General features: G+C 73.6%; 21 protein-coding genes and 1 tRNA gene. 10 read left to right on the plus strand and 12 right to left on the minus strand.

What is annotated here, in order from left to right; all coding sequences use genetic code 11:
* Positions 1–16 precede the first annotated feature (16 nt).
* The 3 genes from ABD234_RS18730 to ABD234_RS18740 all read left to right on the plus strand — a co-directional run bounded on the left by ABD234_RS18730 (position 17) and on the right by ABD234_RS18740 (position 5,059).
* A complete protein-coding gene (locus ABD234_RS18730) occupies positions 17–1,195 on the plus strand; it encodes an ABC transporter permease (RefSeq protein WP_051487085.1) in 1,179 nt (392 codons plus the stop codon).
* Positions 1,170–3,497 carry an ABC transporter ATP-binding protein gene (locus tag ABD234_RS18735; protein ID WP_344359503.1) on the plus strand — a complete coding sequence of 776 codons (2,328 nt, stop codon included), beginning with the start codon at positions 1,170–1,172 and terminating at the stop codon, positions 3,495–3,497. The genes ABD234_RS18730 and ABD234_RS18735 overlap by 26 nt, the downstream gene beginning before the upstream one ends.
* A 74-nt stretch (positions 3,498–3,571) precedes the next feature.
* Positions 3,572–5,059 (plus strand): sulfatase family protein, encoded by a 1,488-nt coding sequence (locus ABD234_RS18740; RefSeq protein WP_344359506.1) that lies wholly within the window; start codon positions 3,572–3,574, stop codon positions 5,057–5,059.
* Positions 5,060–5,084: 25 nt separating this feature from the next.
* On the opposite strand, the gene ABD234_RS18745 is transcribed toward ABD234_RS18740, so the two are convergent.
* The 5 genes from ABD234_RS18745 to ABD234_RS18765 form a co-directional block, all read right to left on the minus strand.
* Positions 5,085–5,771: a CE1759 family FMN reductase gene (locus ABD234_RS18745; RefSeq protein ID WP_344359509.1), complete on the minus strand. Its 687-nt coding sequence runs from the start codon at positions 5,769–5,771 to the stop codon at positions 5,085–5,087.
* Positions 5,772–5,818: 47 nt separating this feature from the next.
* Positions 5,819–6,973 carry an LLM class flavin-dependent oxidoreductase gene (locus ABD234_RS18750; protein ID WP_344359513.1) on the minus strand — a complete coding sequence of 385 codons (1,155 nt, stop codon included), beginning with the start codon at positions 6,971–6,973 and terminating at the stop codon, positions 5,819–5,821.
* Positions 6,974–7,125: 152 nt separating this feature from the next.
* Positions 7,126–8,100 carry a hypothetical protein gene (locus tag ABD234_RS18755; RefSeq protein ID WP_344359516.1) on the minus strand — a complete coding sequence of 325 codons (975 nt, stop codon included), beginning with the start codon at positions 8,098–8,100 and terminating at the stop codon, positions 7,126–7,128.
* Positions 8,100–9,215: a hypothetical protein gene (locus ABD234_RS18760; protein ID WP_344359519.1), complete on the minus strand. Its 1,116-nt coding sequence runs from the start codon at positions 9,213–9,215 to the stop codon at positions 8,100–8,102. The genes ABD234_RS18755 and ABD234_RS18760 overlap by 1 nt, the downstream gene beginning before the upstream one ends.
* A gap of 104 nt (positions 9,216–9,319) precedes the next feature.
* Positions 9,320–9,679: a winged helix-turn-helix transcriptional regulator gene (locus tag ABD234_RS18765; RefSeq protein ID WP_156954173.1), complete on the minus strand. Its 360-nt coding sequence runs from the start codon at positions 9,677–9,679 to the stop codon at positions 9,320–9,322.
* Between the two features lie 132 nt (positions 9,680–9,811).
* On the opposite strand from ABD234_RS18765, the gene ABD234_RS18770 reads away from it, so the two are divergent.
* Together ABD234_RS18770 and ABD234_RS18775 are read left to right on the plus strand one after the other, a co-directional pair.
* Positions 9,812–10,453: an NAD(P)-dependent oxidoreductase gene (locus tag ABD234_RS18770; protein ID WP_344359524.1), complete on the plus strand. Its 642-nt coding sequence runs from the start codon at positions 9,812–9,814 to the stop codon at positions 10,451–10,453.
* 99 nt (positions 10,454–10,552) lie between these two features.
* Entirely contained in the window at positions 10,553–11,686 is a 1,134-nt protein-coding gene (locus ABD234_RS18775; RefSeq protein ID WP_344359527.1) for an Rv2578c family radical SAM protein, read from the plus strand.
* Positions 11,687–11,723: 37 nt separating this feature from the next.
* Here ABD234_RS18775 and ABD234_RS18780 read toward each other — a convergent pair whose 3' ends face one another.
* The 5 genes from ABD234_RS18780 to ABD234_RS18800 all read right to left on the minus strand — a co-directional run bounded on the left by ABD234_RS18780 (position 11,724) and on the right by ABD234_RS18800 (position 16,192).
* Positions 11,724–12,380, minus strand: a complete 657-nt coding sequence (locus ABD234_RS18780) for an NUDIX hydrolase (RefSeq protein ID WP_344359529.1) — start codon at positions 12,378–12,380, stop codon at positions 11,724–11,726.
* Positions 12,381–12,436: 56 nt separating this feature from the next.
* Positions 12,437–14,011, minus strand: coding sequence for a nicotinate phosphoribosyltransferase (locus ABD234_RS18785; RefSeq protein ID WP_344359531.1), 1,575 nt, complete (start codon positions 14,009–14,011; stop codon positions 12,437–12,439).
* The gene (locus ABD234_RS18790; RefSeq protein ID WP_344359534.1) at positions 14,008–14,862 is read right to left on the minus strand and encodes a phosphoribosyltransferase family protein; all 855 of its coding nucleotides are present in this window, start codon (positions 14,860–14,862) and stop codon (positions 14,008–14,010) included. The genes ABD234_RS18785 and ABD234_RS18790 overlap by 4 nt, the downstream gene beginning before the upstream one ends.
* Before the next feature lie 142 nt (positions 14,863–15,004).
* Positions 15,005–15,092 (minus strand) — tRNA-Ser (locus ABD234_RS18795).
* Positions 15,093–15,169: 77 nt separating this feature from the next.
* A complete protein-coding gene (locus ABD234_RS18800) occupies positions 15,170–16,192 on the minus strand; it encodes a substrate-binding domain-containing protein (protein WP_038373966.1) in 1,023 nt (340 codons plus the stop codon).
* A gap of 133 nt (positions 16,193–16,325) precedes the next feature.
* Between ABD234_RS18800 and ABD234_RS18805 the strand changes: the two genes are divergently transcribed.
* The 4 genes from ABD234_RS18805 to ABD234_RS18820 are packed head-to-tail and all read left to right on the plus strand — an operon-like array spanning position 16,326 to position 21,575.
* Positions 16,326–17,936 carry an HAD-IIIA family hydrolase gene (locus ABD234_RS18805; RefSeq protein WP_344359538.1) on the plus strand — a complete coding sequence of 537 codons (1,611 nt, stop codon included), beginning with the start codon at positions 16,326–16,328 and terminating at the stop codon, positions 17,934–17,936.
* 26 nt (positions 17,937–17,962) lie between these two features.
* Positions 17,963–18,934 (plus strand): DUF8171 family membrane protein, encoded by a 972-nt coding sequence (locus ABD234_RS18810; RefSeq protein WP_344359540.1) that lies wholly within the window; start codon positions 17,963–17,965, stop codon positions 18,932–18,934.
* Positions 18,931–20,730 (plus strand): ABC transporter ATP-binding protein, encoded by a 1,800-nt coding sequence (locus ABD234_RS18815; protein ID WP_344359543.1) that lies wholly within the window; start codon positions 18,931–18,933, stop codon positions 20,728–20,730. The genes ABD234_RS18810 and ABD234_RS18815 overlap by 4 nt, the downstream gene beginning before the upstream one ends.
* Positions 20,727–21,575, plus strand: a complete 849-nt coding sequence (locus ABD234_RS18820) for an energy-coupling factor transporter transmembrane component T family protein (protein ID WP_344359546.1) — start codon at positions 20,727–20,729, stop codon at positions 21,573–21,575. The genes ABD234_RS18815 and ABD234_RS18820 overlap by 4 nt, the downstream gene beginning before the upstream one ends.
* On the opposite strand, the gene ABD234_RS18825 is transcribed toward ABD234_RS18820, so the two are convergent.
* The gene (locus tag ABD234_RS18825; protein ID WP_084148624.1) at positions 21,541–21,648 is read right to left on the minus strand and encodes a methionine/alanine import family NSS transporter small subunit; all 108 of its coding nucleotides are present in this window, start codon (positions 21,646–21,648) and stop codon (positions 21,541–21,543) included. The two genes, ABD234_RS18820 and ABD234_RS18825, sit on opposite strands and share 35 nt — an antisense overlap.
* Before the next feature lie 29 nt (positions 21,649–21,677).
* Positions 21,678–23,327 carry a sodium-dependent transporter gene (locus ABD234_RS18830; protein WP_344359550.1) on the minus strand — a complete coding sequence of 550 codons (1,650 nt, stop codon included), beginning with the start codon at positions 23,325–23,327 and terminating at the stop codon, positions 21,678–21,680.
* Positions 23,328–23,476: 149 nt separating this feature from the next.
* Between ABD234_RS18830 and ABD234_RS18835 the strand changes: the two genes are divergently transcribed.
* Positions 23,477–24,856, plus strand: a complete 1,380-nt coding sequence (locus ABD234_RS18835) for a M20 family metallopeptidase (protein ID WP_344359552.1) — start codon at positions 23,477–23,479, stop codon at positions 24,854–24,856.
* Positions 24,857–24,891 lie beyond the last annotated feature (35 nt).

Genomic DNA, 24,891 nt, shown 5'->3' on the forward strand with positions numbered 1-24,891 from the left:
CGAGAGGAGCTCGATGATGACGACCATCGCCGAGCCGCACGGCGCAGGGGAGCCCGACGCCCCGCCGCCGCCCGATGCCCCGACCGCGCCCGAGCACGGCCACCATTCCGACGACGCCGTCGCCGTCGCCTCGCAGTGGCAGCTGACCTGGTGGTCCTTCCGCAAGCACAAGCTCGCCATGATCGGTGCGATCGTGACGCTCGGGCTGTACCTCATGGTGATCTTCGCGGGCTTCCTCGCTCCGTACGCCAAGAACTTCTACAGCCCCGAGTACACCTACGCGCCGCCGCAGCAGCTGCACGTGCTGGACGACGGCCGCTTCGGGCTGTACGTCCACCCCCAGAGCGCCGAGCAGGACCCCTCGACCCTGCAGCTGACCTGGACGGTCGACGAGTCCGCCCGCACCGACGTGGGCCTGTTCGTCAAGGGCGACGAGTACCGGATGCTGGGCTTCCTGACCCTGGACCGCCATCTCATCGGCCCCGTGGATCCCGACGGCGAGCCCGTCTTCCTGCTCGGGGCGGACAAGAACGGCCACGACATCCTCTCGCGGATCATCCACGGCTCGGTGGTCTCGATGACCATCGGCCTGGTGGGCGTGGCCATCAGCCTCGTGATCGCGATCGTGCTCGGCGGGCTCTCCGGGCTGCTCGGAGGCCTCACCGACACGGTGATCCAGCGCGTCATCGAGTTCCTCATGTCGCTGCCGGCGATCCCGCTGTGGATGGCGCTCGCCGCGGCGGTGCCGCCGACCTGGAACCCGCTCGAGCGGTACTTCGCGATCATCCTCATCCTGTCCCTCATCGGGTGGACGGGGCTGGCCCGCGAGGTGCGCGGCAAGTTCATGTCCGTGCGCGAGGAGGAGTACATCACCGCCGCGACGGTGGACGGCGCCGGCCGCGGCCGGCTGATCTTCCGTCACATGCTCCCGCAGTTCACCAGCCACATCATCGCGGGACTGTCGCTGTCGATCCCCTCGATGATCCTCGCCGAGACGTCGCTGTCCTGGCTCGGCCTCGGCCTGCAGGCCCCCGTCGTCAGCTGGGGCGTGCTGCTGCAGGAGGCCCAGAACATCCGCGTCATCACGACCGCCCCCTGGATCATGATCCCCGGCCTGGCCGTGGTGGTCGCGGTCCTCGCCCTCAACTTCTTCGGAGATGGACTGCGCGATGCCGCCGACCCTTACAAGAACTGAACCCGACTCCCGGCCGGCCGGCACGGCGCAGCCGCTGCTGCGCATCAGCGGCCTCAGGACCCACTTCGACACCAAGGAGGGGCTGGTCAAGGCCGTCGACGGCGTCGACCTCGAGATCCCCCGCGGGAAGACGGTGTGCGTGGTCGGCGAGTCCGGCTGCGGGAAGTCCATGACCTCCCGCTCCATCCTCCAGCTCATCGAGCGCCCCGGGCGGATCGTCGGGGGCAGCATCGAATGGCGGCCCGAGGCAGGATCGGACGAGGTCATCGAGGTGACCTCCCTGCGTCCCAAGGACCCGCGCCTGACCCGTCTGCGCGGCGGGGAGATCGGCATGATCTTCCAGGAGCCGCTGGCCTCGCTGTCCCCGATGTACACCGTCGGCGACCAGCTGGGGGAGGCGCTGCGCATCCACCGGGGGCTGACGAAGGCGCAGGCCCGCGAGCGGGCCATCGAGATGCTGCGCACCGTGGGTCTGCCCAAGCCGGAGCAGCGGGTGGACGCCTACCCCTTCCAGCTCTCCGGCGGCATGTGCCAGCGCGTGATGATCGCGATCGCGCTGTCCTGCGAGCCGAAGCTCCTCATCGCCGACGAGCCCACGACCGCGCTCGACGTCACCACCCAGGCGCGCATCCTGGACCTGCTGAGCGACCTCCAGGACGCCAGCGGGATGTCGATGCTGTTCATCACCCACGACATGGGCGTGGTCGCCGAGATCGCCGACGAGGTCACGGTCATGTACCTGGGCCGCGTCGCCGAGCACGGCACCGTCGAGCAGATCTTCACCGCCCCCAAGCACCCGTACACGCGGGCGCTGCTCGAGTCGATCCCCACCGGTCGCGGGGAGGGGGAGCGCGGGCGCCTGCGGGCGATCCGCGGCATGATCCCCCACCCGCAGAACCGGCCCGCGGGCTGCCCCTTCCACAACCGCTGCGAGTTCGCGATGCCGGGCCTCTGCGACCAGGAGCAGCCGCAGCGCTCCGCGTTCGACGAGGACCACTTCGCGCACTGCCACCTGTACGACGCGCAGGGCAGGGGCATCCATCCCGGCGCCGCCGAACCGGTCCCGCTGGGCATGCCCGACGTCCCGCGGCGGGAGGAGGACGCCTCGCAGGACGACCCCGAGCGCCTGCCGAAGTGGCGTGTGCGTCGCCGCGAGCAGCCCACCTCGAGCGTCGCGGCGGGATCCGTCGCCGCGAGCGGGTCGACCGACGCGGCGGCGGCCCCCGATGCCTCGGTCGCGGACTACGCGACGGCCGCCCCCGAGACCGGCACCGACGCCGAGCCGCTGATGCGGATCCGCGGTCTCACCAAGCACTTCCCCATCCGCTCGGGGCCGTTCCGCCGCGAGTCCGGCGCCGTGCACGCGGTCGACGGCATCTCCCTGGACATCCGCTCCGGGGAGACGCTGGGCCTGGTCGGGGAGTCCGGCTGCGGGAAGTCGACGCTGGGCCGCACCATCGCCCGCATCCTCGATCCGACGTCCGGCTCGCTGGAGTACCGGCGCCGCGACGGGAAGACGGTCGACGTCGCCGGGATCACCGGCCCGGAGCTCCTGCAGTACCGGCGGGACGTGCGCGTGATCTTCCAGGACCCGTTCTCCTCGCTCAACCCGCGGATGAACCTCGAGCAGCTCGTCGGCGAGCCGCTGCGCAACCACGGGATGGCCAAGGGCTCCGAGCTGCGGGACCGGGTCGCGGAGATGCTGCGCACGGTGGGCCTGCGCCCCGACTACCTCAAGCGGTACCCGCACGCGTTCTCGGGCGGCGAGCGCCAGCGCATCAACATCGCGCGGGCCCTGATCACCCAGCCGCGCCTGGTGATCGCCGACGAGGCGGTCTCCGCCCTGGACGTCTCCGTGCGGGCGCAGATCCTCAACCTCCTGGACGACCTGCAGGAGCAGTTCGATCTGACGTACCTGTTCATCAGCCACGACCTGTCCGTGGTCGAGCACATCTCCGACCGGGTGGCCGTGATGTACCTCGGCCGGATCGCCGAGCAGGCCGCGACCGCGGACCTCTACGACACCCCGCAGCACCCGTACACCGAGGCGCTGCTGCATGCGGTGCCGCTGCCGGACCCGGCGCTGCGCGGCGTCCATCAGGGCTTCGCCATCGCCGATGACCTGCCGGACCCGTCGAACCCGCCCTCGGGCTGCCCGTTCAGCACGCGCTGCCCGTACGTGCGGGAGGACCGCTGCCGCACCGACGTGCCGTCCCTGCGCCGGGCCGAGGCGCCGGGGCACAGCGTGGCCTGCCACTTCGCCCACGAGATGGATCTGGTGGGCGTCGGCGAGAAGCGCTGACCTGCGGGCGCGGGGCTGCGCGGACGCGGATCCCCGCGCCCGCGCAGCCCCGCGCCCCGAGGAAGGAGAGCCCGATGGCCCCAGCTGCCCCTGCCCCTGCCCCTGGACCCGCGACCCCGGAGTGGCCGGACATCCTGCTGATCGTCTCCGATGATCACGGCTACGCCGACCTGTCCCTGCGGGGCAGCCCCGATGCCCGCACCCCGCACCTGGACCGGCTCGCCGCCTCAGGGACCATCTTCGAGAACGGCTACGTCAGCGCCCCGATCTGCTCGCCCTCGCGGGCCGGCCTCATCGCGGGCGCGCACCAGCAGCGATGGGGCGCGCACTGGTTCGACACCTCGGCGTTCCCGCCCGCCTCCCGGCCGGTGCTCCCGGAGATCCTCGGCGCGGCGGGATACCGCACCGGGTACTTCGGGAAGGTCCACTACGGCCCCGAGGGCCCGGGGGATCGGGCCTGCCCCGACCGGCACGGCTTCGACCGGTCCCTGTACGGGCTCGCCGGGCAGTCCTTCGGCCGCCTGCACTACCTGCACCATTCGTCGGAGGCCGTCGCGGAGTACGGGGAGGCGGCGGCGGTCCACGGCGTCCAGCCGCTGTACGAGGACGGCCGCGAGACCTCCTGCGCGCGGCACCTCACGACGGAGCTCGCCCAGCGCGCGATCGACTTCATGGGCGAGGGCGCGGACGCGGACGATGCCGACGCGGGCGACGCCGGCGCGGGCGAGGGCGCAGCCGGGCCGCGGCAGCCGTTCTTCTGCATGGTCGCCTTCAACGCCGTGCACAACTTCGCCTGGCAGCTGCCGCAGGACGAGCTGGAGGCCCGCTCCCTCCCGGCGCACGACGACTTCGATCCCGAGACCGCCCGCTACCTGGACTGGTACGACGGGGCGATCTCCCCGCACCTCGTGCACGGGCGGGCGTACTACCTGGCCCAGCTGGAGATCATGGACCGGGAGATCGGGCGGATGCTCGACCACCTCGAGGCGACCGGCCGCCGCGAGAGCACCCTGGTGGTCTACCTGACCGACAACGGCGGCTCCACCTGCAACTACGGCAGCAACCTCCCGCTGGAGGGCACCAAGTACAGCCTCTTCGAGGGCGGCATCCGCGTGCCGTACATCGTCTCCTGGCCCGGCACGGTCCCGGCGGGCCGCACCGCGCAGGGCCTGGTCTCCTCCCTGGATCTGCTGCCGACCTTCGCCGCGGCCGCCAGCGCCCCGCTGCCGGAGGGGCTGGTGCTGGACGGCCGGGACCTGCGGCCCGCCTGGGAGGATCCGGGGCCGGAGGCCGGGCATCCGGCGCTGTTCTTCGACACGGGCTTCCAGAGCGCCGTGCGCACGCCGCGGTGGAAGCTGCGCCGGGTCGATCCCGACGCCCCGCAGCGCGCGCACCTGCTCGAGGTCGAGCACACCGACATCGGCGCCGGGACCACCCTCGTGCCGATCGGCGAGAGCTGCGACGAATCGGCCGCGGCCGATGCCTCCGCACGGCACCCCGAGGTGCTCGCGGAGCTCCACGCCCTCCACGAGGCCTGGCGGGCGGAGATGGCCGCAGGCTGACCGGCGCGCGCCCTCGGCGGCGACCTCAGCGCCCCAGCAGCGTCCCCATCGGCACGAAGTCCGCGAACTCGCCGGTGGCGATCGGATCGGCGGAGGTCGTCTCCTCGGCCTGGTCGTCCTCGGCCCCCGAGGCGCCGGCGACCGCGGACCCGGCGGCGCCGAGCAGGGTCAGCAGCTCGCCGGCGGCCCGGCGTGCGCGGGCCGCGAGCGGCTGCGCATCGGCCTCCGGGGCATCGGCCGCACCGAAGTCCGCGGAGGCCGCGAACACGGCCGTGGGCACGACCTCCGCCTTCAGGTAGGAGAACATCGGCCGCAGCGCGTAGTCCACAGCGAGGGAGTGGCGCGCCGTGCCGGCGGTGGCGCCCAGCAGCAGGGGCTTGCCCTCCCAGATCTCGCGGTCCGCGACGTCGACGAACATCTTGAACAGCCCCGAGGGGCCGACGTTGAACACGGGCGTCACGGCGATCACGGCATCGGCGGCGCGCAGGTCCTCGAGGACCCGGGCGAGGCGCTCGCTGGGGAACCGGGTCAGCAGCGCGTCCGTGATCTCCCGGGCGAGCTCGCGCAGCTCCACCACGGTCGTGGTCACGCAGCGGCCGGCGGCCTCGGCGCGGCGCACGGCGGCATCGGCCAGCTGGTCGGCGAGCATGCGGGTGGAGCTCGGGGTGGACAGCCCGGCGGTGAGCACCACCAGGCGCAGGGGCTGGGTCATGTCAGGGGGTCCTTCCTCCAGGGGCGGGACGGCAGGGGCGGTGCGGGTCAGCGACGGTCCTCGGCGCGCAGGCCGGTCCAGTTGTCCCCGGTCTCGAAGCGGTACTCCGGGTCGAAGGCGCCGCGCTCGGCCTCCGCGGCGGCCACCCGGCCCGCGTGGGTCGGCGCGTCGGGGACATCGGCCGGGCGGCGCGCGTCCAGCTCCCGCCGCAGCACCGGCACCACCTCGGTGCCCAGCATCTCGATCTGCTCGAGGACCGTCTTCCGGGGCAGGCCCGCGTGGTCGAGCAGGAACAGCTGGCGCTGGTAGTCGCCCACGTGATCGGCCATCGTCAGGTAGCGCTCGACGACCTGCTCGGGGGAGCCGACCACCAGCGGGGTCTGCCGGGTGAAGTCCTCCATCGAGGGGCCGCCGCCGTAGACGGGGGCGTTGTCGAAGTAGGGGCGGAACTCGCGCACCGCGTCCTGGGAGTTCCTCCGCATGAACGCCTGGCCGCCCAGGCCCACGATCGCCTGGTCGGCCCGGCCGTGGCCGTAGTGCTCGTAGCGGCGGCGGTACAGCTCGACCATCTGCTTCGTGTGGGAGATCGGCCAGAAGATGTTGTTGTGGAAGAAGCCGTCGCCGTAGTAGGCGGCCTGCTCGGCGATCTGCGGGGAGCGGATCGAGCCGTGCCAGACGAACGGCGGCACGCCGTCCAGCGGGCGCGGGGTCGCGGTGAACTGCTGCAGCGGGGTGCGGAACTTCCCCTCCCAGGTGACGACGTCCTCGCGCCACAGCCGGTGCAGCAGCTCGTAGTTCTCCACCGCGAGCTCGATGCCGGTGCGGATGTCCTTGCCGAACCACGGGTACACCGGCCCGGTGTTGCCGCGGCCCATCACCAGATCCACGCGGCCGTTCGTGAGGTGCTGCAGCATCGCGTAGTCCTCGGCGATCTTCACCGGGTCGTTCGTGGTGATCAGCGTGGTCGCGGTCGACAGGATGATCTCCTGCGTCTTCGCGCCGATGTAGGCGAGGGTGGTCGTCGGGGAAGAGGTGACGAAGGGCGGGTTGTGGTGCTCGCCGAGGGCGAAGACGTCCAGTCCCACCTGCTCGGCCAGCAGGGCCTCCTCGACCATGAGGTCGAGGCGCTCGTGCTCGGTGGGGACCTTCCCGGTGGTCGGGTCGGGGGTGATGTCGGCGATGGTGAAGATTCCGAACTGCATGGTCAGCGCCTCCTGGCGTGGTCGTGGCGACGACGGGGCGCCGCAGCGGACCGCCGTGATAGTTCAAGATTAAACTACATGGCGGGCGTGCGCAAGCCCGGGGGGCGGTGAGGCTTCGGGCGGATGCGTCGGGAGCGCGGGCCGGACCGCGGTCAGGAGTTGATGTCGGTGCTGTACGCGGTCCAGCTGTTGCACGGCGACAGCGCGCCGTCGGTGCTGCGGGCCACCAGCACCCAGTGCACGACGGCGGCGGCGGGGATCGAGGCGGGCGGCTCCGGCGGCCAGGTCCCCTCGTCCAGGAAGATCGCCCAGAGGTCGTCGGAGGGATGCAGCTCCTCGGGCAGCTGCAGCATCGCGGTGGTGGCGAGGCACTGCCGCTGCAGCCCGTAGCGGCGCGCGGCGTCCAGCCGGGCGGGATCGTCCTCCGCGGAGGCCTCGAGGTAGTGGAGGGCGTAGAAGGAGATCGAGCTCTGCCAGCCCACCGCGTCCATCAGCGCCCGGGAGAGGTCGGCCAGGTAGGCGGCGGGGAGATCCGCCTCGGCGGCCAGGGCGGAGAGGTGCCCGGCGCCGAGGGGCCAGTAGAGCACTCCGTCCAGATGGCACATCAGCGGGGAGGTCTGCTCGAACAGAGGGGCCTCGCATGCCGACCCCGTCGGGATCTGCGGCCAGGCGAACACCTCCACCCGCGGCGTGGACCAGGGGAGGTTCCGGTCGCTCATGGCCTGCGCCCACAGCCCTGCGTAGCAGGCGGTGCCGGCATCGAGGAAGGCCTGCAGCTCGGCCGCGGTCGGCGCGGCCGTGATGGTCGGCAGCGGGCACTCGGCGACCTCGGGAAGGTGCCCGCCGGTGAGCGGGCTCGTCCTCAGGACCTCGAGGTTCTCCTCGGGGGTGAGCTCGTCGCCGTCCCGGGCGGTGAGGACCACGAAGGGTCGGGCGCTCTCCGTCTCCGGGGCGGGGGCGGCGCCCGAGCTCGGGCTGCCGGACGCGGCGGGCTGGTCGGCGCTGCGGTCCTCCCAGGCCAGGTAGCCGATGCCCAGCCCGACGACCAGGACGAGCAGGGCCGCGCAGCCGCACGCGCCGATGACCACCGGCAGGCTGCGGCGCCGGCCCGCGCCCGTCCCCGTCATCAGCCGTCGATGTCGTACGACGGAGCGTTCCAGGTGTTGCATGCGGAGACGTCGCCGCCGCTGTCCAGCCCGGTGCGGACCCAGGTGACCATGGACGAGGTCGGGATGGAGCGCGGCTCATCGCCCACGGTCCACGTCCGCTCGTCCAGCATGATCGCCTGCAGCGCCTCGGAGGGACGCAGCTCCGCGGGCAGCTGCATGGACGTCGCCGAGGAGAGGCAGCGCATCTGCAGGTTGAACCGGCGGTAGCCGTCGCGCCACTGCGGGTCGGACTCCTCGAAGTCGTCGAGGTAGTTCTGGTAGTAGACGGCGATCGAGGTCTGCCAGGTCAGCGGGTTCATGAGGGAGTGCGCGAGGTCCACGAGGTAGGCGGAGGGCACGTCCTCCGGTGCCGCGTGCGTGGCGAGGTTCCCGGCCTCGAGCGGCCAGTACAGGGTGTTGTCCAGGTTGCACATGCGCGGCTCGTACTGCTGGAACGTGTTCGGCGCGCACGAGGAGTCGGGGACGTCCGGCCAGGTGTACACCACGACATCGGGCGTGGACCAGGAGAGGTTCTTCTGGCCCAGCAGGCTTCCCCAGGCGCCGCTGATGCAGCCCGTGCCGACCTCGAGGAAGGCCTGCAGGGCCTCCTGCGTCGGGCCCGCGGTGATGGCCGGCAGCTCGCAGCTGCCGATGGCGGGGATGCCGCCGGCGGTCATCGGGCTGGTGGCGAGGACCTCCCGGTTCTCCTCGGCGCTGCGGGTGTTCTCGTCGATCGGGGAGATCGGCTGGAAGGTCGTCGGCTCGGCGGGGCTCGGGGCGGAGACGCTCTCGCTCGGCTCGGTGGGGGCGGAGGCGGTGGTCTCGGGTCCGGCGGTCGGGCTCGGGCTCCAGGACCGCCAGGCCAGGAAGCCGATGCCTCCGGCCACGACGAGCACGAGCAGGGCCACGCAGCCGAGCGCGCCCGCGATCAGCAGCCAGGGCCGCTTCTTCGGCGCCGGCGGACCGGACGGGGGAGGGGTCTGTCCCCATCCCGGGCCCTGACCGGGGTTCGTGTACGGGGCCTGGGGACCCTGCTGCCAGTGATCGTCCCCGTGGTTCTGCGGCGGGCCGGCCGGCCCCGGTCCTTGCGACATCGAGTTCCCCTCACGTTCCGCCCCGGTGCGGGGGCACCGGCAGGATATCGGGGCCCGGGCGGGGGATCGGGGCCGTTCCGGCAACAGCCCGGTATCGATCCGGCTCAGGCGGCGTACGCCTGCTGTGCCTGCTCGACCTCGCCGAGATGCTCCGTCGCCCAGCGCATCAGGGCGCCGAGCGGATCGAGCAGGCTGCGCCCCAGCGGCGTGAGGGCGTACTCCACGCGGGGCGGCACCTCGGCGTGGACGGTCCGGGTGACCAGGCCGTCCCGCTCGAGGGCGCGCAGGGTCTGCGTGAGCATCTTCTGCGAGACCCCGTCGACCCGCCGGCGGATCTCGGAGAACCGGCGCGGCCCGTCCTCGAGCGTCGCGATCACCAGGACGGTCCAGCGGTCGCCGATGCGGTCCAGCAGCTTCCGCGAGGGGCAGTCGCGCTGGTACGGGTCGGGCGGCAGGAGCGGCATGAGAGCCTCCGGAGGGGTCGGCGGGGCGGGGCGGGGCGGGCCGGTTACCGGAAAGTGCCTACTTCCCGGCAGGTCCTTGGTCACCTACGGTAACTCATGAACATCATCAGCACTTCCGGAAGGACCTTTATCATGCGCATCACCACCCTCGGAGGCACCGGCTACGCCGGCGCCGAGCTCGTCCGCGAGGCCGCCGCGCGCGGCCACGAGGTCACCTCCTTCAGCCGCTCGGCCGCCGAGACGCCCGTCGACGGGGTCCGGTACGTCCACGGCTCCGCGCTCGAGGAGGCGGAGCTCGCCCCCGCGCTCGAGGGCGCCGAGGTCGTCGTCTCCGCCCTCGCCCCGCGCGGACCGCTCGCGGGCCGCACGCGCGAGCTGCTCGCCGGCGTCGCCGACACGGTCGCCGCCTCCGGCGTGCGCCTCGGCGTGATCGGCGGGGCCGGCTCCCTGCAGGTCGCCGAGGGCGGCCCGCTGCTCGTGGACACCCCGGACTTCCCCGAGGCCTTCCGGGCCGAGGCCCGCGAGATGACCGCCGTCCTGGACGACCTGCGCGGGCGGGACGATCAGCTCGACTGGTTCTTCGTCAGCCCCGCCGCCGGGTTCGGCGCCCACGCTCCCGGCGCGGCGCGCGGCCAGTTCCGCATCGGCTCCGATGTGCTGCTGGCCGATGAGAACGGCGCCTCCGAGCTGTCCGCCCCGGATCTCGCCAGCGCGATCCTCGACGAGATCGAGGCGCCGGCGCACCGTCGGGCCCGGTTCACCGTCGCCTACTGACCGGCCGATCCCCCGCGGGACCGACGTCCCGCGGGGCGGCCGCCCCGCCGCGCCGCCGGGGTCCTTGACGGGGCGTCGAACATGTGTTCGACTTCGGGCATGCGGTGGAGCGGACAGAGGATCGGCGGCACGCCCGAGGCGGCGGGCGCGGGCCCGCTCGCGACGGATCCCGCGCAGGACCCCCGCACCCGCGCCCTCGTGGGCCTGACCGGACTGGTGCGCAGCGTGCGCACCCCGGAGTTCCACGGGGTCACCTTCCACGAGGTGGCCGCGAAGTCCGCGCTGAACCGCGTGCCCGCCGCCAGCTCGATGCCGTTCTCGTGGACGGTGAACCCCTACCGCGGCTGCTCGCACGCCTGCGTGTACTGCTTCGCCCGCAGCACCCACCGCTACCTCGACCTCGACGCCGGGGCGGACTTCGACCAGCAGGTGGTGGTCAAGGTCAACGTCGCCGAGGTCCTCCGCGCGGAGCTCGCCCGGCGCTCCTGGGGACGCGAGGAGGTCGCGCTCGGCACCAACACCGACCCGTACCAGCGGGCGGAGGGCCGCTACCGCCTCATGCCGGGGATCATCTCCGCCCTCGCGGACTCGGGCACCCCGCTGTCGATCCTCACCAAGGGCACGCTGCTGCGGCGGGACCTGCCGCAGCTCGGGGAGGCCGCGCGGCGCGTCCCGGTGGACCTGTCGATGTCCATCGCGATCTTCGACGACGCCCTGCAGAAGGCGGTCGAGCCCGGCACGCCCTCGACCGCCGCGCGCCTGGCCACCGTGCGCGCCGCGGCCGATGCCGGCTTCCGCGTCACCGTCTTCCTGATGCCGATCATGCCCTGGCTGACAGATGGGGACCGGCAGCTGGACGAGGCCCTCGCCCGCATCGCCGAGGCGGGCGCCGCGCACGTCGTCTTCGGCGCCCTGCACCTGCGGCCGGGAGCCAAGGAGTGGTTCCTGGAATGGATCGAGCGCGAGCACCCCGAGCTCTCCCGCGGGTACCGCCGCTTCTACGGCCAGGCCTCTTACGCTCCGGCCGGCTACCGTCGCGACCTGGGGCGGCGCGTGCGGCCGCTGCTGGCCCGGCACGGCCTCGCCTCCCATGAGGACGTCGACCAGCCCGAGCATCGCCGCGAGGCCGCGGCGCGCGCGGGCCGCACGGGGCGCTCCGGCCGCGCGGCCGGCGATGCCCCGCCGCCGCTGCCGTCCGCGCTCGAGCTGTCCGGGCAGCCGGCGCTGTTCTGACCGCGGGCGGCGCTCCTCCGCTCAGCGGCCGGCGCGATCACAGCCGGTACAGCGCGCTCGGATGCCCCTTGCTCGCGCCCGCCGCGTACTCGCCGGTCTTGGTGGCCCCGTGCGTGCCGAGCAGCCGACGGATCCCGTTGTTGTCCGTGGGGAGGATCGCCCGGCCCGTGGCCTGCTCGAGCGCTCGGGCCACGGTGAGCACGTCGCGCACGCTGAGGACGGGGCCGAACAGGAACCGCAGGGCCTCGGCTTCGGTGAGCAGCAGGCGTCCGAGGGAGGCCGCGGCCCGCAGGATGATCGCCTCGTGGTCGAAGGGCAGTCCGCGCACGGCCCCGAGCTCCAGCAGGTGCAGGGACGGCGTTCCCGCCAGGGGCTGGACGCCCAGTGCCAGCTTCGCGATCGCCATCGTCGGCCCGCGCGGATCGCGGCCGTCCGTGTCGAACACGCCCACGTCCTCCAGCCGCTCCGCGCGGGCTCCCGCCTTGGTGGCCAGGGCCCGCTCGGCCGCCTGCACGGAGGTCTCCCGGCCGATCAGGACCCCGGGCAGCGCTGCCTCGCCGAGGAACGGCGCGAACTGCCGCGGCGGCAGGCAGACCTGCAGCGTCCCGGTGGAGTAGACCATCGCGACCACATCGACCGACACGAGCGCCTGCTCGAACTCGCTCACCCCGGATCCCTTCGTCTCGGCGTCCATCGGCCCCCAGTCTGGCATCCTGCGCCGGCGCGCCCGGTCGCCGGGGCCCGTCGGCCTCACGCCTGGGCGGCGAGGACCGCGCGGACCTCCGCGAACGACTGCCGGCGCAGGAACCGGCCGTCTTCCCAGATCGGCTGGAGGAGGCTGCGCGCCTCCTGCTCGGGCGTGGCCCGTTCGACGAGGACCATCCCGCCGTCCTCTCCCGGCAGCACCGCGAGGCGGCCGGTGGCCGAGGTCTTGGTGCCCGAGTCGGTGACCGGGTCCTTCAGCATGTCGCGGCCCGCGCCGTCGACCTCCGCCCAGGTCGCCTTGATCGCCGAGGAGAAGGTGTCCCGGGTGACGTACTGGTAGGTGAACGAGCCGATCCCGAACACGACGTTCGTCGAGGCGAAGCCCTTCGCGGCCAGGCGGTCGATGATCGCCTCGGCCCGCTGGAGGGTGATCGAGTCGCCGTAGATGGCGCCGACGTGCGGATTCAGGACCCGGTACCCCTGGGCGGTGACGGTGCCGCCGAACTCCTCCCACAGCAGCGGGACGACGCCCATCTCCTCGGGGGCGACCTCCTCGCCGGCGGCGCGACGGGCCGCGATCTCCTCGGCCGAGAGGGTGCCGCACAGGATGTCCACGGGGTCGCCGCTGTCGGGTCGGATCACGAGCTTCCCCTCGCGGCCCAGGATCTCCGCGCGCAGCATCGGCAGCGTCGCGGTGAGGACGTTCCACAGGTCCCAGGTGTCCGAGACGACCGAGACGATCCCGGCGGGGTAGACCTCGGTGAGCAGGCGCCGGAAGGTGCTGACCTCGCCGTCCTGGCCGCCGGCCATCATCACCGAGTGCTCGGTGGCCGGGACCGAGGCCGCGATCAGGCCGTTGTCCCCGTCGTAGTACGTCTCGACCGCGTCGATCGCCGGGATCGAATCGGTGCCGACGAAGCTCAGCAGGTGCGCCGCGCCCGACATCGCCGCCGAGGCCAGCGAGGTCTGGCCGCGGAAGGAGAAGTCGTGGCCCTGGAACGCGACCCCGGCGGTCGTGCCGGTGGTCCGCAGCGCCGCCGCATCGAACAGGCGCCGGTACTCGAGGGCGATGGTCGCCGTGGTCGAGGGGTGCCACACCGCCGCCGAGAGCGCCGACTCGATGTAGTTCACCAGCCAGAAGAACTCCGGCAGCGTGTTCTCGATCGTGAAGCTCGGCACCCGCAGCGGCACCCGGGTCCCCTCGGGGACGGCGCAGAACCGCAGCGGCAGGTACCCCAGGCGGTGCAGGGCGCGGATGTGGTCGGTGCCGACGGCGCCCGGACCCAGGTAGGCGTCCATGATCCGCTGGTACGCGCCGGCGACCTCGTCCTCCTCCGCCGCGAAGAACGGCGCGAAGGCGTCCATCAGCGACTCCTGGAGGTAGGCCTGCAGCCCGAAGTGGACGACCGCGTCGATCCCGGGGATGCGGCTTCCGCGGTTGGTGAAGTTCGAGTACACCCGCGTGGTGCCGGGCGGGTACTGGCGGATGTGGCCGACCTTGTAGCCGTCCGTCGCCAGCAGGGGCGCGATCGCGGCGCTGCGGCTGCGGCGGCCCGGCTGCGGGCGGGCGGGCGCCGGGGCGTCGCTGCGGCCGATGGCGGGAGTGGTGTCGAGGGTCATCGTGCGGCCTCCTGGAGGATCGTGGCGGTGAGGGGATGGATGCACGCGCCGACGTCGGCGCGGGCGGCGCTCGGCAGCGAGTCGGTGGTGTGGATGCGCCCGTAGTGCTCGCGCAGCCGCTCGGCGCGGCCGGAGAACACCCCGTGGGTCACCCACAGGTCCAGGCGCTCGGGGCCGATGCCCGCCGCCCCGGCCAGGCCCAGGAAGGTGCCGCCGCCGTCGCAGATGTCGTCGACGACCAGCAGCTTCCCCGCCTCCGGCAGCGGCTCCACGCTGAAGCCGGAGAGCTTGCCGGTGGCGAAGTCGCGGTGCTTGCGGGCCTGGAGCAGCGGGATGCCGAGGGCGCGGGCGGTGCTCCCGGCGCGCCGGCGCGCCCCCTCGTCCGGGGCGATGACGCCGACGTACTCGCTCACCCAGCCGTCGGCGACCCGGCGGGCGAGGGCGCGGCGGATGATCCGCCACGCCGGGCAGACCACCAGGTCCTCGAGCAGCGAGGGCATGACCGGGGAGTGCGGGTCGACGGCCACCACCCTGTCGGCCGCCACCAGGCGCACCAGGCGGGCGTAGACCTCCGCGCCCAGCGGGGTGCCCCGGTCCGCGCGGGCTCCGGGGAGGTAGGGGACGGCCAGGGTGATGGGCCCCGCCCCGGCGCGGCGCTGCGCGTCGACCCACATGGCCGCCTCGAGGTAGTCCTCCGCGTGCGTGCCGCGGACGATCACGCAGGCGCCCGTGCCCGGATCCTGCGGCGCCGCGTGCGCCTCCCCGGCGGGGAAGCGCATCGCCCCGCCGTCCTCGGGGACGAGGAGCCCGTCCCGCCGGGAGAAGGTCTCGACCCTCTTAATAGTGTTCATGGTGGACACTATAGGCCCGATGAGGCGGCGGAGGGCACGTCAGGGGCTGGGGCGGCGGAGGGGCGGCGCGGCGCAGCATCGGCCCGGGCATGCGGAACGGCCCCTGATCTGCAGGTGAACCTGCAGTTCAGGGGCCGTTCTCTGGCGGAGGATGGGGGATTTGAACCCCCGAGGGCGTGAACCCAACACGCGTTCCAGGCGTGCGCCATAGGCCGCTAGGCGAATCCTCCAATGCTCATGGAGCGCTCACGAGAGTACCCGAGAACCGGGGCCGCCGCGAGCTGGCGGGGCGGCAGGCGGGTGTACGTCACACTGCAGGTCGTGGCGCCGCAGCCGTCGAGTCGCGCTCGCGCAGGACGGGGGCGACCCGCAGCGCCGCGTCGCGGACGCGGCCGCCGAGGCGCTCCCGGATCATCTGCGCGGCCAGGCGGCCCATCTCCTCGCGCGGCTGGTGCACGCTGGTCAGATGCGGCCGCACGGTCAGCGCCAGGTGGGAGCTGTCGTAGCCGACCACGCTGAGCCGCCCGGGCACGGGGACGCCGGCCTCGGCCGCACGGTGCAGCACCCGCACGGCGGCGACGTCGTTGGCGGCGAACACGGCGGTCGGGGCCGGCGAGCGACCGGCCGCGACCCTCCGCAGCAGGTCGCGCAGCTGCTCGTCCAGCCGCGGACCGTCGGCCGGACCGATCACCTCGATCCGATCGGCTAGCCCCCACCGGGCGGCCTCCGCCGCGAAGCCGGCCCGCCGCGCCGCGGGGCCGGGTCGGGAGGACGCGGTGACATGCACCAGCTGCCGGTGGCCGTGCTCGACCAGGTGCCGCACGGCGAGGGCCGCGCCCGTCTCGTCGTCGCAGTGCACGGTGTCGACGCCCGGGACGGGCTCCTGCAGCCGGCCGATCACCGCCACCGGCACCACGGCCGCGGCCGCGGACAGCGCCGCCGGGCCCAGCCAGGTCGAGGCGACGACGACCCCGTCGACCCCGAGGCCCAGCATCCGCGCGAGCTGCCGCTCCAGCTGGTCGGGGTCGCGCCGCCCCTGCGCGATCACCACCCCGGTGCCCTCGGCCTCGGCGTACCGCTCGATGCCCGCGATGACGTCCGTGTGGTACGCGTTGGCGAGATCGGTGGCGATCACCCCGAGCAGGCCGCCGGCGGGCAGCGCCGGCCGCGGCGCGCGATAGCCGACCGCCCGCGCGGCCGCCAGCACGCGTCGCCGCGTCCGCTCGCCCGCCCCCGGCCGGCCGCGCAGCACCAGCGAGGCGGCGGAGGCCGAGACCCCGGCCGCCCGCGCGACATCGGCGAGGGTGGGCCGGCCCGATGGATGTCCCATGCCTCGTTCCTAGCACCCGGGAATGCGCGCCGACCTGCGCATGTGCAGATCTGCAGAGGTTGTGGCCCCATCGTGCGCATCGGTTCACGCGCTGTTCATCCGGCCACGGGACGGCCTGCGTAGCGTCCCGGGCATGACCTCCACCGCGCCCCGTGCCCTGCTCCTCGACTTCGGCGGGGTGCTCGTCTCCACCGCCGCGCGCGCCGACTGGGCGCCCGTGCTCGCCCGGCGCGTCGTCGAGATCGCGGGCACCGCCGGGCAGGAGCTCGACCCCCGCCGCGCCGAGGCGTCCCTGCGGGCGGGCCGCGCGGCGCTGTCGCTGTGGAAGGACGCCGCCTCCCGTCGCCGCGCGCCGCGGGAGCTCGACCCCCGCGAGATCGTCGAGGACTTCCTGCTCGCGGATCTTCCCGATCCGATCCGGGCCGCCGCCGGGCTGGATGCTCAGCGCCTCCTGCGGGCCAAGACCCTCGTCGTCGCCGAGCACCACGTCCGCCCCGGGGTGCCGGAGCTGCTCGAGCACGCCCGCTCCCGCGGCATCGCCCTGGGCGTCGTCTCCAACGCCCACTCCGGCCTCGCGCACCGCGAGGTGCTGCGGGACACGGGACTGGACGCGCACATCGGCGTGCAGGTCTACTCCGACGAGATCGGCATCCGCAAGCCGCACCCGGGCATGATCCACCGCGCGCTCGAGGCCCTGGGCATCGCGCCGGAGGAGTCCTGGTACGTGGGGGACACCCTGGACCGCGACGTGGTCGCCGGGCGCCGCGCCGGCGCGGGCCGCGTGATCATCACCCGCGACCGCCGCACCGACCGCACCCCCTTCGCCGTGGACGCCGCCCCCGACCTCGTGCTCGAGACCCCCGAGGGCCTCCTCGCCGAGCTGCGCCGCCTGCCCGATCGCCCCCGCGCCGCCGCCCCCGCCGCCGCGCCGATCCCGCCCCGCGACCCGGCCCCGGAGGCCCGCGACCGGCCGCGCCGCCCGGCGCTCCTGCTGGACCACGGCGGCGTCATCACCACCTCGACCCCCGATCCCTCGCGCGACGCGGAGGTCGGGGCGGCGCTCGCCGACCTCGCCGCCCGCTGCGGCCACGCGCTGGACGCCGAGGTCGCGGCCGCCGCCGTCGCCGCCGGCTGGGGGCGTCTGCGCGCGCGCAAGCGCGCCGCCCCCGAGGCGGAGATCGCCCCCGAGGAGCTGTGGGGCGACCTCATCGGGCGCGGCCTGCCCGGGCCGCTGCGCCCGGCGCTGCGGCTCGAGGCCCGCGAGCTGTCCGCGCTGCTGCACCGCGCCAAGGGGACCATGCGTCCCCGCGCGGGAGCGCTCCAGCTGATCCGCTTCGCCGCCGCGCACCGCGTCCCCCTCGGGATCGTCTCGAACACGATCTCGGGCCGCAGCGTGCGCGAGACGCTGGACGGCTACGGCATCGGCGGCCTCATCGGCCCGGCGGCGTACTCCGACGAGGTCGGGGTGCGCAAGCCCGGCCGCGGCATCTTCGCCGCGGCCCTCGCGGGCCTGGACGTCGATCCGGCCGATGTCCTGCACGTGGGGGACAAGGCCCTCAACGACGGCGCCGGCGCGCGCGGCGCCGGGATCGGCACCGTCTGCCTGCTGCGCGGCGGCAAGGATCCCGAGCCGGTGCTGGCCCGCGCCCTCGCCGACGGCATCGCCGACCACGTCCTGGACTCCCCGGCCGATGTCATCGGCCTGCTCGCCGACCGCCTCTCCCTCGTGCCCGCGACCCTCTGACCCCACCCCTCGACCCAGGAGCCGACATGACCACCACGCCCCCTGCCACGCCTCCCACCACCCCGTCCACCACCACCCCGTCCACCACGGCCCCCGCCGATCCGGACGTCCGCCGCGGCCGCCTGCGCGGCGCCGTGGACGGCATCCGCACCGCGGAGCTGACCACCTCCCAGAAGCTCATGGTCTTCGTGCTGTCGATGTCCCTGTTCGGGCTCTCCAACATCATCCTGGAGATCATCCCGGACCCCTCCATCGGCCCCGTGGACGTCTCCGTCTCCTACATGGTGTTCGTCCCGCTGACGATCGCGGCCCTGTTCTCCCCGTTCTGGGCGGCGCTCGGCGCCCCGCTCGGCGAGATCGTGTTCACCGACCTGCTGATGGGCGACTTCTCGGGCCTCGCCGAGGTCGAGGGCTACCTGCAGATGTTCCTGGCGGTGTACATCGCCGGCTCGCTGATCCGCAACCCGCGCAGCCGGGTGCAGATCGCCGTCGGCGCGATCGTCGTCGTGCTCATCGACAAGATCCTCTCCGCGGTGGTGGACCTGTCGAAGGTCTGGATCGGCGTCGAGGACGCCGAGCTGGTCCAGGGCCTTCCCCAGTCGATGCTCGCGCTCGAGGCGATCGGCCTGGGCGTGGACGTGCTCATGAGCGGCGTGCTGCTGGGGGCGATCCCGGCGATGTGGCTGATCCCCTCGCTGCACGGCAGGATCGAGCCGCTGATGGGCATGCGCCCGCGCGTGCCGGGGGAGCCGATCCCGGGCTCCGCCCCGCGCACCCCGCTGTTCCTCGCCGCGGCGCTGGTGCTGTCGGTCGTCTCCTTCGGCTTCGCCTTCCTGGAGGCCTTCGACCTCTCCGCGGGCTCCTGGGAGCCGGACTTCCTGGACCGCTTCGGGAACTGGTTCGTGCTGGTCTCCGTCGCGGCGATCGCCCTCGTGCTGGTCGTGGCGATCCTCCTGTTCCGCCTCTCGCGCTCCGCCGCGACCACGGACGACCGATGAGCGCCCCCGCCTCCCTGCCCGCCGCGACCGCCGCGGAGGACGGACCCGTCGATCCCGTGATCGTCGTCCGGGACCTGTCCTTCCGGTACCCCGGAGCCCGGCGCGACACCCTGCGCAACGTCGACCTCACCATCGAGCGCGGCGACTTCGTGGCGGTGGTCGGCGGGAACGGCTCCGCCAAGACGACCCTGTGCAAGACCTTCAACGGGCTGATCCCGCACTACTGGAACGGCGACTTCGCCGGCGCCGTCCACGTGGACGGCCTGGACACCTGGGAATCGGACGTCGCGGAGCTCTCGAGCCGCGTCGGCTACGTCTACCAGGACTTCACCGACCAGCTGGTGCGGCCCACCGTCCGCGACGAGGTCTCCTTCGGGCCGCTGAACTTCGGGCACGCGGACCACCGCGAGCGCACCGACGAGGCCCTCGAGCAGCTGGGCATCGCCCATCTGGCGCAGTCCTTCGTCTGGCAGCTCTCCGGCGGGCAGGCGCACCTGGTGGCCCTCGCCTCCGTGCTGGCCATGCGGCCCTCCGTGATCGTCGTCGACGAGCCGGTCGCCGAGCTCGACCCGGCCCGGGCCCGCGAGATCTACCGCCGGCTCGCGCAGCTGAACCGCGAGCGGGGCATCACGGTGATCACCATCGAGCACCATGCGGAGTTCGTCGCCGAGTTCGCCCGCTCCGTCGTGCTGATGGCCGAGGGCGCCCCCGTCTGGCACCTGCCGGTGCGCGAGGCCATGGCCCGCCACGCCGACCTCGAGGCGCACGGCGTGCCCGCCCCGGACGCCGTGGCCCTGACCGCGCACCTCGGACAGGAGCAGCTGGCCCTGGACGCCGACTCCGCCGCCCGCGTCCTGCGACCCCGCCGGCGACCCGAGCCGCCGTCCCCTCCGCCCTCGCCCCCGCGCGAGGCGGAGGCGGCCGATGCCGCCCCAGCGGCCCATCGGCCGCGCCCCGCGGAGGTCGTCGCCTCCCTACGCGGCATCCACCACGGCTACCGCTCGGTCTCCGGCGGGCTCCAGGTCGTGCTCGAGGACCTGGACCTGGACCTGCATGCGGGGGAGCGGATCGCCCTGGTCGGCACCAACGGCGCCGGCAAGTCGACGCTCATGAAGCTGCTGACGGGGCTGATGGTCCCGCGCCGCGGCACGGTCACGGTCGACGGGATCGACACCCGCAGCCGCTCCGCCGCGCGCCTGGCCGACCACGTCTCCTACCTGTACCAGCATCCCGGCCGCATGTTCCTGCGCGAGAGCGTGCGCGCGGACGTGGCCCTGTTCCCCACGGGCCGGCGCCTGCCCGATGCCGCGGAGCTCGTCGAGGAGGTGCTGGAACGGGTGGGCCTGCAGCAGCTCGCCGAGCGCGACGGGCGCTCCCTCTCCGGCGGACAGCAGCGGCGGGCGACGATCGGGATCGGCCTGGCGATGCGGCCCCGCCTGCTGCTGCTGGACGAGCCGACGTCGAGCCTGGACATCCGCTCCCGCGACGACGTCACCGGCATGCTCGCATCCCTGGCCGGCACGGTGCGCTGCGCGGTCGTGGCCACCCACGACATGGACCTCGTCGCCTCCTGGGCGAGCCGGGTGATCGTCCTGGACCGCGGCGCGGTGATCGCGGATCTCACCCCGCGGGAGCTGTTCTCGCGCCCCGAGCTGACGCGGCGCGCCCGGCTGACCCCGCCGCAGGCCGCCCGCATCGGCCTCGCGCTGGGCCTGGACCCGCTGCCGCTGACCGCGGCGGAGGTGCGCGCCGCCCTCGACCCCCTGCAGGACCGCGTGCCCGAGGAGGCCCGATGACCCGCCGGACCCATGATGTGCTGAGCGTGGAGTGGGTGCGCCTGGAGCTGCTGCGCACCGCCTACTCCACCCGCGGCGGGCTGTTCTCGCGGATGGACCCGCGGGCCGTGCTGGCCTGGTACGTGCTGCTGGCGCTGGCGCCCTGGTTCACGCACGACACCGCCGTCCTGATCGGCCTGTTCGTGCTGGGGGCGATCGCCGTGGTGCTGGCCCGGGTCGGTCCGCTGGTGCTGGGGCTGTTCCTGGTCGGCCTGCTCGGCAACGTGCTCGGCCTGCTGGTCGCCTCGCTGTTCTTCGGCGGCGACCTGGGCACGCTGGCCGCCCTCGCGGAGCTGAACCTCAAGCTCGGCGCCGTGTCGATGGCCTCGATGGCGGCCTTCGTGTCCCTGGACCCGGAGAAGCTGTCCGATGCGCTGCTGTCGCTGCGCGCCCCGGAGCTGCTGGCCTTCGGCGTCAGCTACGGCTACCGGATGCTGCCGATCCTCGTGGACGAGTACGTGACCGTGTTCGAGGGCCAGCGCCTGCGCCACGCCCCGCCGCCGCGGCCCGGGATCCTGGGCTGGCGGGTGATCCTGCAGTGGTGCACGCTCGCGGTGACGGCCTTCTCGCCGATCATGCTCAACGTCGCCGGGACGGTGCGCACCACGGTGGAGGCGCTCGAGACCCGCGGCTTCACCTATGCGGCCGCGAATCCGCAGGGGCGCCGGCTGCGCCTGGCGCACCTGCGGATCACGGCGCTCGACGTGCTCGTGGTCGCGGCATCGGCCCTGGCGATCGCGGCGTGCTACGCGATCCCGGGCCTGCTGGGCGTCAGTCCAGCTCCTCCGGGTGGCGCAGCAGGTTGACGATCGCGGCGGCCAGGCCGCCCCACACGGTGGCGACGGCGACGAGCATCATGACGATGGCGGGTGCGGACATGGTGTCCTCCTTCGGGTGGGTCGGGCCGGTCAGGACGAGCGCAGGGCGTGCGGGGTGCCGGCGGTGACGTGCTGCGCGGGCTCGGCGTCCAGGCTGCGGCCCGGCTGGGCCTCCGGGGCGACCTCGTCGCCGTCGGAGTCCAGCTGCTGCAGGTGGGAGCGGGAGGGCCAGGGCAGCAGCGAGAGCACGATGCCGACGCCCAGCAGCCCCATCGCCATCAGCCAGCCGAAGACGAACACGAACCACGCCGGGTAGTCCGAGTAGGTCGTCTCGGCGGTGAGCAGGTCCTTCGTGGTCAGCGCGAGGGAGATCCCCAGCACCAGCGGGGCGATCAGGCCCACGCACAGGTACCACCAGCGGCCGATGGGGAAGCTGCCCTTGGCGTTGAGATGGTCGCGCAGGGTGGGCAGGCCGCGGGCCACGTAGGTGACCGCGATAGTGGACACCAGCGCCGCCCCGACGATCCCGTACTGGTTGACCCAGTTGTCCAGGGTGTCCAGCAGCCCCAGGCCCATGGTGGTGGGGAACAGGATGGTGGACACGAGCGCGAGCGGGATGCCGACGCCGAGGGTCGCCGCCACGCGGGAGAGCCCGAACTTGTCCTGGAAGGCGGCCACCACGACCTCGACGATCGAGATCAGCGAGGTGAAGCCCGCCAGCACCAGCGAGCCGAAGAACAGCACGCCGATCAGCGCGCCGCCGGGCGCCTCGCCGATGATCGCGGGGAAGGCGATGAACGCCAGGCCGATGCCGGCGTCGACGACGTCCTTGACCTCGACGCCCTGGGCCTGGGCCATGAATCCCAGCGCCGAGAACACGCCGATGCCCGCGAGCAGCTCGAAGGCGGAGTTGGAGAAGCCGACGACCAGGCCGGAGCCGGTGAGGTCCGTCTTCTTCTTCAGGTAGGAGGCGTAGGTGAGCATGATGCCGAAGGCCACCGAGAGGGAGAAGAAGATCTGCCCGTAGGCGGCGACCCACACCCCGGGGTTCAGCAGCGCGGCCCAGTTGGGGCGGAAGAAGGCGTCCAGGCCCGTGAAGGCGCCGGGCAGCAGCATCGCCCGGACCACCAGGATGATGAACATGACCACGAGCAGGGGGATGAAGATCATCGCCGTGCGGGCCACGCCGTTCTGCACGCCGAGGGTCATCACCACGAGCGTCGCGATCCACACCAGGGCCACGGTCAGCAGCACCGGGCCCACGTAGTCGAAGGCGATGGTGACGTCCCCGCCGCCGAGGGCCTGGGTGAAGCTGCCGAAGAACGCGGCCGGGTCGTCGCCCCAGCGCGTGTCGACGGAGAAGACCGTGTAGTTCATCGCCCACGCGATGATCAGCGCGTAGTAGACCGCGATGATCACGCAGATCAGCACCTGCCACCAGCCGATGAACTCGGCCCAGCGGCGGAAGCGGCGCCAGGCCAGCGGGGCCGAGCCGCGCCAGCGGTGGCCGATCGCGTAGTCGAGGAAGAGGAGCGGGACGCCGGCGGTGAGCAGCGCGACGAGGTAGGGCAGGATGAACGCGCCGCCGCCGTTGTCGTAGGCGACCGCGGGGAAGCGCCAGATGTTGCCGAGGCCCACGGCGGAGCCGATGGCGGCGAAGATGAAGGCGGAGCGGCCGGAGAAGGCGCCGCGGTTCGCGCTCTTCCTCCCGCCGGGGGCTGCGGGGGAGCTCTCGCTCATGGGGGAGACCTTCCGGGACGTGGACATGCGGGGTCCCAGGATTATGTCCCCAGATGGCGGCCGGTTCATCCCTCGGACACATTCTGGTCCGCAGGACGGACCTCGCGGGGTTCACGGGGCGGGGGACGGTGCCGCGCTAGCCTCGATCCATGCCCGATGCCACCGCGTCCCCCGCCCCGCCCGCCGCCGCGCGTCCCGCCTCCGAGCACGCGCCCATCTCCACCGCCTATCTCGACGAGCTGGCCGCCGCGACCGCCCTCGCCCGGCGCACCGCCGTCCACCCCGGCTCGGACTTCGCCGGGGCCGCAGAGGCGCTGCACGAGCGCCTCGAGGCCCGGGTCGAGGCCGACCACGCCGAGATGGTCGCCCTCATGCTCGACCTCGCCGCCCACCCGGAGACGGCCTTCCAGGAGCACCGCTCGGCCCGCGCGATCGCCGACGTCCTCGAGGCCCACGGCATCCCCGCCCGGCTCGGCGTCCACGGCCTGGAGACGGCCGTCCGCGCCGAGATCCGCGGTGCGGGCGACGGCCCCACCCTCGCGATCCTCTCCGAGTACGACGCCCTGCCGGTGGTCGGCCACGGCTGCGGCCACAACGTCATCGCCGTGATGGGCCTGGGAGCCTTCCTGGCCCTGGCCGAGCTCGCCCGCGAGGACCCCTCGGCGGTGCCCGGCACCGTCGTCTTCCTCGGGACCCCGGCGGAGGAGGGCCACACCGGCAAGGAGCACATGGCGCGCCAGGGCGCCTTCGACGGCCTGGACGCCGCCGTGATGGCCCACCCCTACGGCCACGACCTCGCCGACCAGGCCTGGCTGGGCCGTCGCACCCTCACCGTCACCTTCCACGGCCACACCGCCCACGCCTCCGCCCAGCCCTTCATGGGCCGCAACGCGCTGGACGCGGCGAGCCTCATGTACCAGGGCATCGGCCTCATGCGGCAGCAGACCCCGCCGTCGGACCGCGTGCACGCCGTGATCCGCGAGGGCGGGGACCGCGCGAGCGTGATCCCCGACGAGGCCCGGCTGGACCTGTACGTCCGCTCCCTGGCCCCCTCGACCCTGCGGGACCTCTCCCGGCGGGTCGAGGACGTCGCGCGCGGCGCGGCCCTGATGGCCGGCTGCGGCGTCACCATCGCCTGGGACGAGCAGCCGCCGTCCCTGCCGGTGCGCACCAACGAGGCCCTCACCGGGCGCTGGGTGCTGGCCCAGCGCCGCCGCGGCCGCGACCCGCTGCCCCGCGGCGTGGTCTCCGAGACCCTCGCCGCCTCCACCGACTTCGGCAACGTGTCCTTCCGGATCCCCGGCATCCACCCCGTCATCCGGATCGCCCCCGGGGACATGGCCCTGCACACCCGGGAGTTCGCGGCCGCCGCCGTCTCCGACGCCGCCCGCGAGGCCGCGGCCGACGGCGCCTACGGCCTGGCCGCGACCGTCCTGGACGCCCTGCACGACCCCGCCCTCCTCGAGGCCGTCGCCGCCGAGTTCGCCGAGGCCGGCGGCGCCATCGACGTGCCCTCCTACTTCGACTGACCTCCTCGCCCCGCCCGCCCCACCGTCCCCCGGGA

The organism is Brachybacterium phenoliresistens (assembly GCF_039530785.1).
Classification (GTDB): domain Bacteria; phylum Actinomycetota; class Actinomycetes; order Actinomycetales; family Dermabacteraceae; genus Brachybacterium; species Brachybacterium phenoliresistens.